This window comes from Acidovorax sp. 56 (assembly GCF_002749705.1).
Taxonomy (GTDB): domain Bacteria; phylum Pseudomonadota; class Gammaproteobacteria; order Burkholderiales; family Burkholderiaceae_C; genus Acidovorax.
The window spans coordinates 3,555,304-3,570,294 of record NZ_PEEV01000001.1 but is presented as its reverse complement, the minus strand read 5'-3'; the positions used below and the strand labels follow the sequence as shown (position 1 = coordinate 3,570,294).

Genomic DNA, 14,991 nt, shown 5'->3' with positions numbered 1-14,991 from the left:
TGGCCCGATCCGACAGGTAGGTCCGGAACCGAGCGCACAATAAGCACTTGCTTTCACAAGCCATCGCGCAAAGCAACAGCAGTAGATGCGGATGCCAAGCTCGCCCAAGCATCTTGACTGCACCATTCGCTGCTATCACACAGAGAGTCTTTGAGTTTGTCCCCCGCACAGTCCGTACTACAAAGCGTCTTCGGTTACGAACAGTTCCGAGGCCCGCAGCAAGCCATCGTCGAGCATGTGATTGGCGGCAGCGATGCGCTGGTGCTGATGCCCACCGGGGGAGGCAAAAGCCTGTGCTACCAGGTGCCCGCCATCGTGCGCCAGCAGCAGGGGCGTGGGGTGACGATTGTGGTGTCGCCGCTGATTGCGCTGATGCACGACCAGGTGGGGGCGCTGCACGAGGCGGGGGTGAGCGCGGCGTTTCTCAACTCCACGCTGAGCTACGACGAGACGCAAGACATTGAGCTGCGCCTGCAAACCGGTGACATCACGCTGCTGTATGCCGCGCCCGAGCGGCTCAATACACCGCGTTTTCTGGGTTTGCTCGACAGCCTTTACCAAGGCGGGCACCTGTCGCTGTTTGCGATTGACGAAGCGCATTGCGTGAGCCAATGGGGGCACGACTTCCGGCCTGAATACCGGGCACTGTCGCTGCTGCACGAGCGCTATCCACAGGTGCCGCGCATTGCCCTGACGGCCACGGCCGATGCCCTCACGCGCGAAGACATCATCGAGCGGCTGCAACTGCAGGACGCGCGCCTGTTCATCAGCAGCTTTGACCGGCCCAACATCCGTTACACCATCGTCGAGAAGAAAGACGCTACCACGCAGTTGCTGCGCTTTATCGAGCGCGAGCACGCCGGGGACGCGGGCGTGGTGTATTGCCAGTCACGCAAGCGCGTGGAAGAGCTGGCCGCCACGCTGAGCGACGCGGGCATCAACGCCCTGCCCTACCACGCGGGCTTGGACGCCAAGGTGCGGCAGCGGCATCAAGACCGCTTTTTGCGCGAGGAAGGCGTGGTGATGGTCGCCACCATCGCGTTCGGCATGGGCATCGACAAGCCCGACGTGCGCTTTGTGGGGCATGTGGACATGCCCAAGAACATCGAGGGCTACTACCAGGAGACAGGCCGCGCGGGCCGCGATGGGCTGAACGCCGACGCCTGGATGGCCTATGGCCTGCAAGACGTGGTGAACCAGCGCCGCATGATCGACGAGAGCCCGGCGGGCGAGGAGTTCAAACAGGCACTGCGCGGCAAACTCGATGCCCTGCTGGCCCTGGCCGAGGCCACCGACTGCCGCCGCGTGCGGCTGCTGGCCTACTTTGGCGAAGAATCCACGCCCTGTGGCAATTGCGATAACTGCCTGAACCCACCGGCTGTGTGGGATGCCACCGATGCTGCGCGCAAGCTGCTGTCCACCATCTACCGCGTGCACCAGGCCAGCGGCATCAGTTTTGGCACCGGCCATATCATGGACATCTTGCGGGGCAAGAAGACCGAGAAGGTCGCGCAGTTTGGGCACGAGAAGATTTCCACCTTCGGCATTGGCGCCGACCTGACCGAGCCGCAGCTGCGCGGCGTGCTGCGCCAGCTCATCGCCACCGGTGCGGTGGGCTTGCAAAAGGTGATGCTGGACAGCGGCCACAGCTTTGACACGCTGTGCCTCACCGAAGGCTCACGCGCGGTGCTCAAGGGCGAGGTGCCGGTGCAACTGCGCGAATCGGTGTCCTCCGCCCCCGCCAAACGCACGCGCAAGGCCAGCGCCCCCCCGGCTGCCGCCGCCAACCTGGGGCCGGATGCGCAGGTGCGCTTCATCAACCTCAAAGCCTGGCGCGCCGAGGTGGCCCGCGAGCACAACCTGCCCGCGTACGTCATCTTCCACGACGCCACGCTGGCAGCCATTGCAGAGCGCAGCCCCACCACGCTGGAGGACCTGCAGGGCATCAGCGGCATGGGTGCCAAAAAGCTGGAGGCGTATGGGGCTGAAGTGCTGCGGGTGTGCGCTGGCAGCTAAGAATCTGCTCAAAGCCTTGCATGGAGCCTGTGTACGACGGCGAAGTGGTTGAACGAAGCAAGGCCAAGAAGAGACGGGTTGAGACACAGCATCGGTCGGTTAACAATTTCTCACGGATGTGTGCAAAAACGGTAAGGTGTGAAGTTTTGTAAACATTCATTCCAGCCGTTTTGAGGGAGAGCTTTGCACATGTGGAAGAAGAAATTGATGGCCGCAGCACTGCTGTGCAGCGCCGGTATGGCCTATGCGTTCATGCCCCAGGCAGGGACTTGGGTGGTGACTTCGGAGGTGGACGGCAAGCCGGGGCGTGGCTTGGCGATAGATGTACAAAACGACACGCTGCTGATGCAGATGTATGCCTATGAGGCCAGTGGTCAACCCACGTTCTATCTGGCGGTAGGCCAAGTGTCAGACAGTCGCACAACGACCCCTCTCACACGCTACACCGGTGGCCGTCACTTTGGTAGCGGCGCTCAGTCGGGCACGGCTGCTGGCAGTCCAGGCAATGTCTCCATCCGCTTCACTTCAGGCACCACGGGGTTCATTACCTTTCCCAACGAGCCTGAAAAAGCCATTTCCCGATTCAACTTTGGCTATGCAGCTCAACCGGCAAGCCTCAGGGGCTTTTGGGTATTCAACTCGATTGGCAACGAAGGGGCACAAACCGACGTAGTGGAGTTAGCGGCCACAGCCGGCGCGTCGAACACGGGCAATGGCACCATGATCACCCGTGACGGCCTTTTTGGTTGCGAGCACCAGGTCAGTGGCAACCTGGCTGGTGACGTGCTGTGCGTCAAAGTGAACGCGCAAGGGGCTCTGCAGCGTGCCTACATCCTTCAATACAGCGTGAATGACGGGGAAGGTTATTCACAGCGCTCAAGTACCAGTACACAACAGATGTTGCTGGTGCGCCGCATCACCACAGCCCAAGGAGTAGGTACTGGGCTGCTGTGGAAGTCGGAAGAGGCGCAGGCCCCCGAACATCCTGCCTTGCGAGAGCACATGGATTTCATCGGGACTTACGGCACCTTGCCCTAAATCCAAGGGGGCACACCAAACGTGCCCCGAATTTTCGCCAGCTGTAGCGCTGGCGCAAAAAAAAGGGAGGTGACGCACAACGTCACCTCCCTTTTTTTTGAACATCCCCTGCGGCCGCCTACCACCCCAACTTGGGACAAGCGGGGCGGGTCAAGCAGACGTCCGCAGCAATCAGCCCCCGTCAGCCCAACACGGTCTTCAACGCGTTGTTGAACGTCTGGCTAGGACGCATGATCGCGTCCAGCTTGGCCACATCAGGCAGGTAGTAACCACCGATGTCCACAGGCTTGCCTTGCACGGCGTTGAGCTCGTCCACGATCTTTTGCTCGTTGTCGGTCAGTTGCTTGGCCAGAGGGGCAAACAGCTTGGCCAGGTCGGCGTCGTCGGTCTGCGCGGCCAGGGCCTGGGCCCAGTACAGGGCCAGGTAGAACTGGCTGCCACGGTTGTCGAGCTGGCCGGTCTTGGGGCTGGGGTTTTTGTTGTTGTCCAGCAGCTTGCCAGTAGCGGCATCCAGCGTTTTGGACAGCACTTTGGCCTTGGCGTTGCCGGTCTTCAGGCCCAGGTCTTCCAGCGACACGGCCAGGGCCAGGAACTCGCCCAGACTGTCCCAGCGCAGGTGGTTTTCTTCGACCAGCTGCTGCACATGCTTGGGGGCCGAGCCGCCCGCGCCGGTTTCGTACATGCCGCCGCCAGCCATCAATGGCACGATGGACAGCATCTTGGCCGAGGTGCCCAGTTCCATGATGGGGAACAGGTCGGTCAGGTAGTCGCGCAGGATGTTGCCGGTGGCGCTGATGGTGTCCAGGCCACGGATCACGCGCTCGAGCGTGTAGCGCATCGCACGCACCTGGCTCATGATCTGGATATCGAGGCCGGTGGTGTCGTGCTCGTGCAGGTACATCTTGACCTTGGTGATGAGCTGCGCTTCGTGCGGACGGTACGAGTCGAGCCAGAACACCACGGGCATGCCGGAATTGCGGGCGCGGTTCACGGCCAGCTTGACCCAGTCGCGGATGGCTGCGTCCTTGACCTGGCACATGCGCCAGATGTCGCCTGCTTCCACGTTCTGGCTCAGCAGCACTTCGCCGGTGGCCAGGTCGGTGATGTTGGCCACGCCGTCTTCGGTGATCTCAAACGTCTTGTCGTGCGAGCCGTACTCTTCGGCTTGCTGGGCCATCAGGCCCACGTTGGGCACGGTGCCCATGGTCTTGGGATCGAACGCACCGTGCCACTTGCAGAAATTGATGATTTCCTGGTAGATGCGGGCGAAGGTCGATTCGGGCATCACGGCCTTCACGTCCTTGAGACGGCCGTTGGCATCCCACATCTTGCCGCCGTTGCGGATCATGGCAGGCATCGAGGCGTCCACGATGATGTCGTTGGGCGAGTGGAAGTTGGTGATGCCCTTGGCGGAATCGACCATGGCCAGCTCGGGGCGGTGCTCGTGGCAAGCGTGCAGGTCGCGCTTGATTTCGTCTTGCTTGGACTGGGGCAGCGTGGCGATCTTGCCGTACAGGTCGGCCATGCCGTTGTTCACGTTCACGCCCAGTTCCTTGAACAGGGCGCCGTGTTTTTCAAAGGCTTCCTTGTAGAAGATCTTGACGCAGTGGCCGAACACGATGGGGTGCGAGACCTTCATCATGGTGGCCTTGACGTGCAGCGAGAACATCACGCCGGTCTTGCGCGCGTCTTCGATTTCTTTTTCGTAGAACTCGAGCAAGGCCTTCTTGCTCATGAACATGCTGTCGATGATTTCGCGGTCGAGCAGCGAGACCTTGGGCTTGAGCAAGATGGTCTTGCCGCTCTTGGTGATCAGCTCCATCTTCACTTCACGGGCGCGGTCCAGGGTCAGGGACTTTTCGCCGTGATAGAAGTCGCCATGGTGCATGTGCGACACGTGCGACTGCGATGCCTGGCTCCATTCGGCCATGCTGTGGGGGTTCTTGCGGGCGTATTCCTTGACGGCCTTGGGGGCGCGGCGGTCCGAGTTGCCTTCGCGCAGCACAGGGTTCACAGCGCTGCCGATGCACTTGGCGTAGCGGGCGCGGATGGCCTTTTCTTCGTCAGTGTTGGGGGCTTCTGGGTAGTCGGGCAAGGCGTAGCCCTTGCCTTGCAGCTCCTTGATGGCGGCTTGCAGCTGGCCCACCGAGGCGCTGATGTTGGGCAGCTTGATGATGTTGGCATCGGCCTGCAGTGTCTTCTTGCCCAGCTCGGCCAGCGTGTTGGGCGCGCGCTGTTCTTCTTTCAGGAACTCAGGAAACTCACCCAGCACCCGTGCCGCCACAGAGATGTCGCTCTCTGTCACGTTGATGCCCGCCGGAGCCGCGAAGCTGCGGATGATGGGCAGGAACGACGCCGTCGCCAAGCGTGGCGCTTCGTCTGTCAAGGTGTAGATGATGGAGGGTTGCTGGGTACTCATGACTTGTCTCAAGGAACAGGAGTGGAAAAGCCACCGGCTGGGATTGCGCCCGGCGACCACGGTCAAATTCAGATAAGACTCACACAAATCGGGCCGCAAAAACGGAATTCACCCGGGGGTGAACCGTATGCCTGGGCCCTGTTTTACGCAAGCCATCTCAGATGGTCGCCGATTCTGCTTGCGTCGGCCTGTCGAAATTGCCATTTTTTGCAATGCATTTTCATGATGCAAAAAATTAGGCCTTTTGGCGCGATTTTTTTTACCGACCAAGGGTTTTCTCGGCCCCCCGGACCTCGAAGCGCGGGATTCTGGCTCCCACCGGCGCCTCGATGTCGGCACCCGCAGCCAGGGGCACGCCAGGCCCTTTTCGGCAGACCTGCACGGCCCAGTGGCGCACACCGGCATCGGCCAGGGTATCGCCCAGCGTCTGCAGCTCTTGTGGGCTGAAGAGGCCCTCGTGCCAGGTGGTGCGGCATTCAAAAGCCACCGCATGGGCCTGCAGCAACGCCAGCGACTGCCAGGCACGCGCGCCGCTGCCAGGCACGCCGGTGATGGCCTCGTAATGGTGCTCGGGTCCTTTGATGTCGAGCCCCACCCAATCAAGCAGGGGCAGCACGGCGGCCAGGCGTTCGGGGTACATGCCGCCGGTGTGCAGGGCCGTGGCAAAGCCCATCGCGCGCACCTCGGCCAGGGCGGCGGGCAGGCCCGTTTGCAGCGTGGGCTCGCCGCCTGAAAACACCACCCCATCGATCAACCCCCGGCGCTTGCCCAAAAAGGCCAACACCTCGGGCCATGGGGTGGCTGCGGGCACCGTGGCGTCCAACAGCTCAGGGTTATGGCAATAGCCGCAGCGCCAGGGGCAGCCCTGGCAATACACCACCGCCGCCAGACGGCCTGGAAAGTCGATGGTGGTGAGCGGCGTGAGGCCGCCCACGCGCAGCCCGCCTGGCCAGGCCAGTGGGGCTGCGCCTGCCGCATCAGCCACAGCAGCGCGACTCGTTGAAGAACTGGCGCTCATGGTGTTCGCCCTGCTTGCCCACGTTGAAGCTGGCCACCGGGCGGTGGTAGCCCATCACGCGGGTCCATACCTCGCAAGGCTGGCGCTCAGCGTCGGTCAGTTGCACGGCGGCGCTGGCCACGGCAGTGTGTTCGGTGGATGAGAAATGGGTCATGGGATGGATCTCCGAAAAAGGGGAGGGAAGGACAAAAAGGGGCCGCCGTTGTGGCCTGCGGCCCCGGGGGTATCGGCCCAGGGCCGATGGGGTGCTGCAGCTATCGCCATTGCATTTCATATTGCTATGTATTTGATAGCTGCTCGCGCTTTTATATTGGGCGCTGGAGGCACTTTTTACTCAAAACTGCCCTGCACCGCTTCAGGCCGCCAGGGCCGCACGCTTGGCGGCCAGCCGCTCTTCATCGCAGCGCGGGCAAAACGGGTGTTCGCCCGCCAGATAGCCGTGCGTGGGGCAGATGGAGAACGTGGGCGTGATGGTGATGTAGGGCAGGCGAAAGTTCGTCAGCGCCCGTTTCACCAGCTCGCGGCAGGCCGCGCCGCTGGAGACGCGCTCGCCCATGTACAGGTGCAGCACGGTGCCGCCGGTGTATTTGGACTGCAGCGCCTCTTGCCGCATCAGGGCCTCGAACGGATCGTCCGTGAAGCCCACGGGCAGCTGCGAGGAGTTGGTGTAGTACGGCTGCTCGGCCGTGCCCGCCTGCAGGATGCCGGGCCAGCGCTTTTTGTCTTCTTTGGCAAAGCGGTAGGTCGTGCCTTCGGCGGGTGTGGCCTCCAGGTTGTAGAGGTGGCCGGTTTCTTCCTGGAACTGCGTCATGCGCTCGCGCACGTGGTCGAGCAGGCGCACGGCGAAGGCGTGCCCCCATTCGCTGGTGATGTCGTGCTGGTCCGCCGTGAAGTTGCGCACCATCTCGTTGATGCCGTTCACGCCCAGCGTGGAAAAGTGGTTGCGCAAGGTGCCCAGGTAGCGCTTGGTGTAGGGAAACAGGCCCTGGTCCATCAGGCGCTGGATGAGCTTGCGTTTGGTCTCCAGGCTTTGTTTGCCCAGCTCCATCAGGCGGTCGAGCGCGGCGAGCAGCCCCGCCTCATCGCCCGCATGCAAGTACCCCAGCCGCGCGCAGTTGATGGTGACCACGCCCAGGCTGCCCGTCTGCTCGGCGCTGCCGAACAGGCCGTTGCCGCGCTTCAAGAGCTCGCGCAGATCGAGTTGCAGCCGGCAGCACATGGAGCGCACCATGTTGGGCTCCAGCTCGGAGTTGATGAAGTTCTGGAAGTACGGCAGGCCGTACTTGGCCGTCATGTCGAACAGCAGCTGCGCGTTCTCGCTCTCCCAGGGGAAGTCCTTGGTGATGTTGTACGTGGGGATGGGAAAGGTAAACACCCGACCCTTGGCATCGCCCGTGGTCATCACGTCGATGTAGGCGCGGTTGATGAGGTCCATCTCCACCTGCAAGTCACCGTACGCGAAGGGCATCTCTTTGCCAGCGATCACGGGCACCTGCTCGCGCAGGTCCTCGGGGCAGGTCCAGTCGAAGGTGAGGTTGGTGAACGGCGTCTGCGTGCCCCAGCGCGAGGGCACGTTGAGGTTGTAGACCAGCTCCTGGATGCACTGGCGCACGGCGGCGTAGTCCATGGCATCAATGCGCACAAACGGCGCCATGTAGGTGTCGAACGAAGAGAACGCCTGCGCGCCCGCCCACTCGTTTTGCAGCGTGCCCAGGAAGTTCACGATCTGCCCCACAGCCGAACTCATGTGTTTGGGTGGCCCCGCCTCCACCTTGCCCGGCACGCCGTTGAGCCCCTCGTGTAACAGCGTGCGCAGCGACCAGCCCGCGCAGTAGCCGCTGAGCATGTCGAGGTCGTGGATGTGGATATCGCCATTGCGGTGCGCCTCGCCGATCTCAGGCGTGTAGACGTGCGACAGCCAGTAGTTGGCCGTGACCTTACCCGCCACGTTCAGGATCAGCCCGCCCAGCGAATAGCCCTGGTTGGCGTTGGCGTTCACACGCCAGTCGGCACGCGTGAGGTATTCGTTGATAGAGCTTTCCACATCCACCAGCGTCTGCTTGTCCGCGCGCAGCGTGGCGTGCTGCTCGCGGTAGACGATGTAGGCGCGCGCCGTGGCGAGATGGTTGGCGGCGATGAGCGTCTGCTCGGCCACGTCCTGGATCTGCTCCACCGTGGGGGCTTCGCCGTGAAAGCGGTGGATCAGCACCTTGGTGACCTGCGCGGTGAGCAACGCGGCTTCTTCGGCGCCATATTCACCCGAGGCCTGGCCCGCACTGGCCAGCGCAGCGCGAATGCGCTCCGCATCAAAAGGAGCGCGCTGGCCGCTGCGCAAAACAACTTCGCGGGGCAAAGTGACGAGGGTGGACGCCATGGGTTCTCACAATCCAACGAGGGTTTAAAACACTACCTATAGCGTCAAAGATACCCACGAAACACTATAGGTAGTTTGATGAAGCGCAACGGGCGATGCCGCAACCACGCAATCCGCAGCCCAGCGTGACGCGCCTCAAGACATTGACATACGTTGCGTATGCCAATTAACATACGCAACGTATGTCAAAGGAGGAGCGCATGTCGCAGCGCCGCACACGGGCGGAAATGATGGAAGAGACCCGGGCCAAACTGGTGGCCACAGCACGCCACGCCTTCGCCGCACAGGGCTACGCACACACGTCCATGGACGACCTCACGGGCGAGGCAGGCCTTACACGGGGGGCGCTGTACCACCACTTTGGCGGCAAGGAGGGCTTGCTGGTGGCCGTGATTGAGCAGATCGAGGCCGAGGTGGGCACCCAGCTTGACGCGGTATCGCAGGCCGCACCGACCCTTTGGGACGGTTTTTGCCAACGCTGCCACACCTATCTGGAGCTGGCGCTGGAGCCCGAAATCCGCCGCATCATCCTGCAGGACGCAAGGGCCGTTTTGGGGGATGTGCCCCAGGCCGCCCAGTCCGTAGGCATTGCAGCACTGGAAGCGGCCTTGGAGCAGCTGATGGAAGAAGGCACTGTGGCGCGGCATCACGCTGGCGTGACGGCACGCATGCTATACGGCGCTGTCACCGAAGCCTCCTTTTGGATCGCCGAGCCAGATGACGATCCCTCCATCAAGCTGGCCCAAGCCCTGAACGGGCTGGACCGCCTGCTCAATGGGCTTCGTGCCTGACCACCACCGCTTGACCCCAGCCCACCCATTCAAAGACTTTATGCAGTGGAACAACTCCACCCACCGTTTCGGCGCCATCGCCCAACTCTTTCACTGGAGCAGCGCAGCCGCTTTCATCGGCGCATACGTGGTCGTGTACTACGTCATCTGGTTCATGGACGACACCTCGCCGGAGTCCCTGCCCGTGCTCAACATTCACTGGGTGCTGGGCCTGCTGGTGGGGTTTGTGGTCGTCCCCCGCCTGCTATGGCGCCTGTGGGCTGTGCAGCCTGCGCAGCCCACAGGCCAGGCGTGGGAGCACGCACTGGCGCATGCCGCCCACATCGGGCTGTATGGCCTGCTGATCGCGATGCCGGTGACTGGCTACATCGGCACGGGCGCGCCCACGGACTTCGGCCTGTTCACCGTCACCGGCTTCAACGAGACTGCGGCCTTTGCATGGGTCAGCAAGTCCTTTCACGTCACCTGGGATGAGTTTGAAGCGCCGGTGGATGCCGTCCACCACTTCCTGGGCAAGTTTGTGGCCTGGGGCGTCGTCGCACTGCATGTGGCAGCAGCGCTGTACCACCACTGGGTGCGGCGTGACGGCGTGCTGCAGCGGATGTGGCCTGGCGGTGGACCGCAGCCCAAGTGACACCACCAGCCCCGGTGCGCCACAATGGCGCCCATGCTGACCCTCCAAGACATCCGTGACGCCGCCACCCGCCTACAAGGCCAGGTGCTGGACACCCCTTGCGTTGAATCCAAGACGCTTTCTCACATCGTCGGGGCGCAGGTGTTTCTCAAGTTCGAGAACCTGCAGTTCACCGCATCGTTCAAGGAGCGCGGCGCCTGCAACCGGCTGGCGCTGCTCACCGATGAGGAGCGCGCACGCGGCGTGGTGGCCATGAGTGCGGGCAACCATGCCCAGGGCGTGGCCTACCACGCGCAGCGCCTGGGCCTGCGCGCGGTGATCGTGATGCCACGCTTCACCCCCGGTGTGAAGGTAGAGCGCACCCGAGGCTTTGGCGCCGAAGTGGTGCTGCACGGCGACACACTGGAGGAAGCCCGCGCACATGCCTATGCGCTGGCCGATGCGCAACAGCTGACCTTTGTGCACCCCTATGACGACGAGGGCGTGGCCGCAGGCCAGGGCACGCTGGGGCTGGAGATGCTGCAAGCCGTGCCCGACCTGGACACGCTGGTGATTGCCGTGGGCGGTGGCGGCCTGATCTCTGGCGTGGCCACAGCGGCCAAGGCGCTCAAACCCGGCATCGAAATCATTGGCGTGCAAACCCAGCGCTTCCCAGCCATGGTCAATGCCATCCAGGGCACGCACCACCCACAGGGCACATCGACCATTGCCGAGGGCATTGCCGTGGGCACACCCGGCAAGATCACACAAGAGATCATCAAGCGCCTGGTAGACGACCTGGTGCTGGTGGACGAAGGTGATATCGAGCAGGCCGTGCTGATGCTGCTGGAGATTGAAAAGACGCTGGTCGAAGGCGCAGGCGCTGCAGGCCTGGCCGCGCTGGTGCGCTACCCCGAGCGCTTCAAGGGCAAGCGCGTGGGCCTGGTGCTGTGCGGCGGCAACATCGACCCGCTGCTGCTGGCCGCCATCATTGAGCGCGGCATGGTGCGCTCGGGCCGCCTGGCACGCATCCAAGTCAGCGCACGCGATATACCCGGCGTGCTGGCACGCATCACCGCCACCGTGGCCGACGCGGGTGCCAACATCGAAGAGGTGCACCACCAGCGCGCCTTCACCATGCTGGCCGCACAAAACGTGGACATTGAACTGGTGCTGCAAACCCGCAGCAAAAGCCATGTCGAGCAGGTGCTGCAGCAACTGCGGGCCGCGGGCATGGAAGCGGCCCTGATGTGAGCGCCTGACCCGTAAAGACCCGCAGACGAAAACGCACGGGAACCGCTAGAATCGCGCCAACATTCAGCACTGGAGCCATCACCATGTCGGACCACAGCCCCTCGCACACCACTTCCGAGCCATCGCCTGACCCCGTGGAAAACGTGGTCTCCGTCATGCCCGTGGTGCTGCCCGTCATGGGCGGTGTCATCATGTTCCTGTTGGCCTTTATTGCCGTCAAAATGGCCTGAGGCGCCCCCTGCGCCCCAGAGCAAAAGCCCCGCACTGCGGGGCTTTTTTTCGTTTGGCGCCACGCGCTGACCCGCCTTGACCACGGCCCCGACTTCACCCATTTTTTGCAAGGAATCCACCCATGCGCAGCGGCAACGCACTCGTTTTGTTTTCTGGTGGCCAAGACTCCACCACCTGCCTGGCCTGGGCCTTGAGCCACTTTGCCCATGTCGAGACCATCGGCTTTGACTATGGCCAGCGCCACCACATCGAGCTGCAGGCACGCCACGCCGTTCTGGAGGCCATGCGCGCGCAGTTCCCGCAATGGCGCGGCAAGCTGGGCGACGACCACATGCTGGACTTGGGCGTGCTGGGCCGCATCAGCGACACAGCACTGACCAGCGAGACCGAAATCCAGATGACTGCGGCCGGCCTGCCCAACACCTTCGTGCCGGGGCGCAACCTGCTGTTTTTCCAGTTGGCAGCGGCCGTGGGCTACCGGCGTGGTCTGCACACGCTGGTGGGGGGCATGTGCGAGACGGATTTTTCGGGCTACCCCGATTGCCGTGACGACACGCTCAAGGCCCTGCAAGTGGCCACCTCGCTGGGCATGGGGCAACGCTTCACCTTTGAGACGCCGCTGATGTGGATCGACAAGGCCGACACCTGGGAGATGGCCCATGCACTGGGCGGTGACGCGCTGGTGGACATCGTGCTGGAGCAATCGCACACCTGCTACCACGGCGTGCGTGGTGAGCGGCACGCCTGGGGTTACGGCTGCGGCACCTGCCCCGCCTGTGCGCTGCGCAAGGCCGGTTTTGAGCGCTGGACAGCCAGCAAAGCCCCCTGAATGGCCCAGGCTGAGGCCCCACAGCCTCCATAATCACCACATAACCCCATGCAATTTTTGCATGGATTTGACCCGAGTCTGACAGACAAAACGGCGACAGATTCATAAAATCGTCATCCCAGCCGACCCGCGGAATGCGTGGAGACGCCTCCACACCGTGGGGGTAGCCACACCTGTTTCGCCCGCCGACTGAGCACAGGCACCGCGCTGTGCAAGGGGTGGCCCGCCCAGCGCTCCCTTTGCCAACGCTTGCCGCAAGCCGTTTTTTCAAAGGCAGCGCTCAGCATCGCAATTGCGCCAGGTCTTTGTCGTCGTGAGCCGCACGGTTCGCTTCCTTTGAAAAAACTGTTTTTCAACTTAGGAAGCTCCCGATGAACGCACCCACCATGCAGGGCCTGAATCTCAACGCCCCCGCTTACGTCAAGAACCCACGCCTGCTGGCCTGGGTGGCCGATATGGCTGCTCTGTGCAAGCCCGACAACATCTTCTGGTGCGATGGCTCCAAGGAAGAGTACGACCGCCTGTGCGAGCAACTGGTCAAGGCGGGCACCTTCAAGAAGCTCAACCCCGCCAAGCGCCCCGACAGCTTCCTGGCCTGTTCTGACCCCTCGGACGTGGCCCGCGTGGAAGACCGCACCTACATCTGCTCGGCCCAAAAGGAAGATGCAGGCCCCACCAACAACTGGATGGAGCCTGCCCAAATGCGCGCCACCCTGCAGCCCCTGTTTGACGGCTGCATGAAGGGCCGCACCATGTACGTGGTGCCTTTCAGCATGGGCCCATTGGGCAGCCCCATTGCCCACATCGGCGTGGAACTGACCGACAGCGCCTACGTGGCAGTGAACCAGCGCCTGATGACCCGCATGGGCAAGGCGGTGTACGACGTGCTGGGCGTGGATGGCGAATTCGTGCCTTGCATGCACACCGTGGGCGCCCCCCTGGCGGCAGGCGAAACCGACAAGACCAGCTGGCCTTGCAACCCCACCGTCAAGTACATCGTTCACTACCCTGAAACGCGCGAAATCTGGTCGTATGGCTCGGGCTACGGCGGCAACGCCTTGCTGGGCAAGAAGTGCCTGGCCCTGCGCATTGCGTCCACCATGGGCAAAAGCCAAGGCTGGCTGGCAGAGCACATGCTCATCCTGGGCGTGACCAACCCCCAGGGCAAGAAGTACCACGTGGCAGCCGCCTTCCCCAGCGCCTGCGGCAAGACCAACTTCTCGATGCTGGTGCCACCCACAGCGTTCGAAGGCTGGAAGGTCACCACCATTGGTGACGACATCGCCTGGATCAAGCCCCAGGCCGACGGCAGCCTGCGCGCCATCAACCCTGAAGCGGGTTACTTCGGCGTGGCACCCGGCACCAACACGCTCACCAACCCCAACTGCATGGCCAGCCTGGACAAGGACGTGATCTTCACGAACGTGGCCCTGACCGACGACGGCGACGTGTGGTGGGAAGGCATGGACAAGGACTCCGGCAAGCTGCCCGATCACCTGATCGACTGGCAAGGCAAGGACTGGACGCCCGCCATCGCCAAGGAAACCGGCGCCAAGGCCGCCCACCCCAACGCCCGCTTCACTGTGGCAGCCACCAACAACCCGGCCCTTGACTCGGCCTGGGACGACCCAGCGGGTGTGACCATCGATGCGTTCATCTTCGGCGGCCGCCGCTCCACCACCGTGCCGCTGGTGACCGAAGCCCGCAGCTGGACCGAAGGCGTCTACATGGCCGCCACAATGGGTTCGGAAACCACTGCCGCTGCCTTTGGCCAGCAAGGCGTGGTGCGCCGCGACCCATTCGCCATGCTGCCGTTCTGCGGCTACAACATGAGCGACTACTTCCAGCACTGGCTGAACATGGGCGACAAGATCACCGCCGCCGGTGGCAAGCAGCCCAAGATCTACACCACCAACTGGTTCCGCAAGGACGCGGCGGGCAAGTTCGTGTGGCCTGGCTACGGCGAGAACATGCGCGTGCTCAAGTGGATGATCGACCGCATCGAAGGCAAGGCCCAGGGCGAGGAAACCATGTTTGGCGTGGCACCTCAGTACGCTGAAATCAACTGGACAGGTCTGGAGTTCTCGCCCGAACAGTTCAACACTGTCACTAGCATCGACAAGGCCGCATGGAACGAAGAACTCAAGCTGCACACCACGCACTTTGAGCAACTGGCTTACCACCTGCCCCAAGCCCTGCTGGACACCAAGGCTGCTATCGAAAAGCGCCTGTCGGCCTGACCGGCACCCGCTGAACTTCCTGCGGCGCACTGGCGCGCAGGGTTCACCCTCTCTTTAAAGCCGCCCCGCCACTGTGCCGGGCGGCTTTTTTGTGGGCATCTGCGGACTCTACCGCATATGCAACCAAACAGCCCGGCCCCCCCGCCGTACAAGCAGACATAAAAAAAG

The 14,991-nt window shown here is 62.9% G+C and carries 12 protein-coding genes; 8 read left to right on the top strand and 4 right to left on the bottom strand.

Translation table 11 applies throughout. The features are described 5' to 3' along the window. Nucleotides 1-156 precede the first annotated feature (156 nt). Both recQ and CLU88_RS15830 read left to right on the top strand, forming a co-directional pair. The gene (recQ, locus tag CLU88_RS15835; RefSeq protein ID WP_099657410.1) at nucleotides 157-2,016 is read left to right on the top strand and encodes a DNA helicase RecQ; all 1,860 of its coding nucleotides are present in this window, start codon (nucleotides 157-159) and stop codon (nucleotides 2,014-2,016) included. Nucleotides 2,017-2,205: 189 nt separating this feature from the next. Next, nucleotides 2,206-3,054: a hypothetical protein gene (locus CLU88_RS15830; RefSeq protein ID WP_099657409.1), complete on the top strand. Its 849-nt coding sequence runs from the start codon at nucleotides 2,206-2,208 to the stop codon at nucleotides 3,052-3,054. Between the two features lie 181 nt (nucleotides 3,055-3,235). Here the strand turns inward: CLU88_RS15830 and CLU88_RS15825 are convergent, their stop codons facing one another. The 4 genes from CLU88_RS15825 to CLU88_RS15810 form a co-directional block, all read right to left on the bottom strand. Beyond that, a complete protein-coding gene (locus CLU88_RS15825; protein WP_099657408.1) occupies nucleotides 3,236-5,473 on the bottom strand; it encodes an NADP-dependent isocitrate dehydrogenase in 2,238 nt (745 codons plus the stop codon). A gap of 259 nt (nucleotides 5,474-5,732) precedes the next feature. After that, the gene (locus CLU88_RS15820) at nucleotides 5,733-6,491 is read right to left on the bottom strand and encodes an anaerobic ribonucleoside-triphosphate reductase activating protein (RefSeq protein WP_099657407.1); all 759 of its coding nucleotides are present in this window, start codon (nucleotides 6,489-6,491) and stop codon (nucleotides 5,733-5,735) included. Next, the gene (gene nrdD, locus CLU88_RS15815; protein WP_099657406.1) at nucleotides 6,451-6,645 is read right to left on the bottom strand and encodes an anaerobic ribonucleoside-triphosphate reductase; all 195 of its coding nucleotides are present in this window, start codon (nucleotides 6,643-6,645) and stop codon (nucleotides 6,451-6,453) included. Before nrdD ends, CLU88_RS15820 begins: the two co-directional genes overlap by 41 nt. 201 nt (nucleotides 6,646-6,846) lie before the next feature. Further along, a complete protein-coding gene (locus CLU88_RS15810; RefSeq protein WP_099657405.1) occupies nucleotides 6,847-8,865 on the bottom strand; it encodes a ribonucleoside triphosphate reductase in 2,019 nt (672 codons plus the stop codon). Nucleotides 8,866-9,065: 200 nt separating this feature from the next. Between CLU88_RS15810 and CLU88_RS15805 the strand changes: the two genes are divergently transcribed. The 6 genes from CLU88_RS15805 (at nucleotide 9,066) to CLU88_RS15785 (ending at nucleotide 14,823) form a co-directional block, all read left to right on the top strand. Continuing rightward, a complete protein-coding gene (locus CLU88_RS15805; protein WP_099658938.1) occupies nucleotides 9,066-9,656 on the top strand; it encodes a TetR/AcrR family transcriptional regulator in 591 nt (196 codons plus the stop codon). 40 nt (nucleotides 9,657-9,696) lie between these two features. Then, the gene (locus tag CLU88_RS15800) at nucleotides 9,697-10,290 is read left to right on the top strand and encodes a cytochrome b (RefSeq protein WP_099658937.1); all 594 of its coding nucleotides are present in this window, start codon (nucleotides 9,697-9,699) and stop codon (nucleotides 10,288-10,290) included. Between the two features lie 33 nt (nucleotides 10,291-10,323). Continuing rightward, complete coding sequence (locus CLU88_RS15795; protein ID WP_099658936.1) at nucleotides 10,324-11,523, top strand: threonine ammonia-lyase; 1,200 nt, start codon at nucleotides 10,324-10,326, stop codon at nucleotides 11,521-11,523. 83 nt (nucleotides 11,524-11,606) lie between these two features. Continuing rightward, on the top strand, nucleotides 11,607-11,753 hold the full coding sequence (locus CLU88_RS23125; RefSeq protein ID WP_162996057.1) for a hypothetical protein: 147 nt from the start codon (nucleotides 11,607-11,609) through the stop codon (nucleotides 11,751-11,753). Between the two features lie 122 nt (nucleotides 11,754-11,875). Beyond that, a complete protein-coding gene (gene queC, locus CLU88_RS15790; RefSeq protein WP_099657404.1) occupies nucleotides 11,876-12,583 on the top strand; it encodes a 7-cyano-7-deazaguanine synthase QueC in 708 nt (235 codons plus the stop codon). Between the two features lie 371 nt (nucleotides 12,584-12,954). Further along, the gene (locus CLU88_RS15785; protein WP_099657403.1) at nucleotides 12,955-14,823 is read left to right on the top strand and encodes a phosphoenolpyruvate carboxykinase (GTP); all 1,869 of its coding nucleotides are present in this window, start codon (nucleotides 12,955-12,957) and stop codon (nucleotides 14,821-14,823) included. The last annotated feature ends 168 nt before the right edge of the window (nucleotides 14,824-14,991 follow it).